Below are 1,809 nucleotides of genomic sequence, written 5' to 3'. Positions count from 1 at the left end.
CGGCTGATTACCGGACCCGCCAGAGTGGGGAATTTTACTTCGGCACTTCTGGGGAAAGTTCAGTCGGCGTTGACAATCGATCACACCATCTTCAAGTTTCCTGCAAGTTCACGCATCAGCTCAGCACGGTAGCGTCTTTCTCCTGCTCACCGTGACTGGCCGATCTCGTCACGCCGCGCAAGCCATGGCCGGTCGCGCAGCAATGTTTTTATAGGCCTCGCCCGACATCATTATTTTCCACGCGATCCTGGCGGTTTTGTTTGCCAGCGCGACGGCCACGAGTTTCGGCGGCTTGCGCTTGAGCATCTCGGTGAGCCAGGACGAGGCGTTCCTGCCTCTGCCCGCTCTCACCTGTCGAAGCAACGAAGTCGCGCCCACGACCAGTGTCTTGCGCAAGGCCTCATCGCCCGCTCGCGTAATAACACCAGGCCTGGCCTTGCCAGCTGTCGAGTGATCCCTGGGCGTCAGGCCCATCCAGGCAGCAAACTGTCTTCCGGATACAAACTGCTCCGGTGCTGGCGCTTTCATCACCAGCAAAACCGCACCGATTGGACCGACACCGGGGATCCTTGCAAGGCGACGACAACATTCGTTGCTGCGGAACCAGGTCATCAGCCTCGCCTCTATCTCTTTCAGGCGTTCCCTCAATTGCGCAAATTCATCTGCAAGTGACGCAAACAGATCGCGCGCCAAGGCGGGGACATTTTCATCAGCCATGATGCGTTCCAGAAGGCCCGGAATATGAGATACTCCTTTGGCCGCGGTCAGTCCGAACTCGGCCGCATAGCCACGGATCGAATTGGCAAGCTGCGTCCGGGCGGCGACAGCACGCTCGCGCATCCCCACCAGCATAAGTGCGGCTTGTTGCTCGGCGCTCTTTATCGGAACGAACCGCATCGTCGGGCGGCTCATCGCCTCACATAGCGCTTCAGCATCGGCCGCATCATTCTTGCCGCGCTTGACGTAGGGCTTCGCAAGCTGCGGCGCAATTAGCTTGACCTCATGACCGAGCCCGGTCAGTAACCGCGCCCAGTGATGCGAGGCACCACAGGCCTCGATCGCAATGATGGTCGGCGGGCACTTCGCAAAAAAATCCACCATCTCCTTGCGGCGCATCTTCTTGCGAAGAACCGGTTGTTCGGCGGCGTTCACGCCATGCAGTTGAAAGACGTGCTTTGACGTATCCATGCCAATACGGATAATCTGATCCACGGACGGCTCCTTTGTTTGAGTTCTTCAACGACTCACTTTGGCACATTTCGATGCCGTTCAGGGGCCGTCCACTCCAACAAGGTGGGTCTGCGATGATCCACAAAGGAGGACGGTCACATCATCAGAGTCGGTTTTGACCCTAGGTGTTCAGTCCCGGCATCTGGTGGATGAGAGTCTTCAGGCGGCGAGCGAAGTTGTAGGCGGCCATGAAATCTGCGAGGTGCGCGCCATTCTCAGTGCTCGGAATGCGATCCAGCAGAACATGATCGCGCTGGAGATGTCACTGCGCGGACTCTTGCGTAACTTTGGTTTGAAAGTCGGGGCGATCTCCCGAGGAAAGTTTGAACATCGCATTCGAGAGCTCGCTGAGGGCAATGTCATGCTCGAGACAGCAACAGCTCCCATGTTGCGTGCAAGGGCATCGCTGCGCCAGGAACTTGCGGATCTCGAAAAACTGGTTCGGCAGATGGCTCACGACGACCCGGCTTGTGTGCGACTGATGACGATGCCAGGGGTTGGGGCAGTTGTCGCCCTGACTTACCGGTCCGCCGTCGACGACCCTGCGCGCTTCACCTCTTCGAAGAATGTTGGCCCTTG

At 58.2% G+C, this 1,809-nt stretch carries 1 protein-coding gene and 1 pseudogene; one reads left to right on the top strand and one right to left on the bottom strand.

Annotated features, from left to right (window positions below):
- Positions 1-168: 168 nt before the first annotated feature.
- Entirely contained in the window at positions 169-1,212 is a 1,044-nt protein-coding gene (locus ACEWPL_RS19345; RefSeq protein ID WP_393928671.1) for an IS110 family RNA-guided transposase, read from the bottom strand.
- Between the two features lie 217 nt (positions 1,213-1,429).
- Between ACEWPL_RS19345 and ACEWPL_RS19340 the strand changes: the two are divergent.
- Positions 1,430-1,809: pseudogene (locus tag ACEWPL_RS19340) on the top strand (transposase); the annotation flags it as partial.

Origin of the sequence: Roseovarius roseus (assembly GCF_043355935.2) — a bacterium.
GTDB classification, from domain to species: domain Bacteria; phylum Pseudomonadota; class Alphaproteobacteria; order Rhodobacterales; family Rhodobacteraceae; genus Roseovarius; species Roseovarius roseus.
Note: the sequence above shows the minus strand (reverse complement) of the source record. Positions and strands in the feature narration are given on the sequence as shown.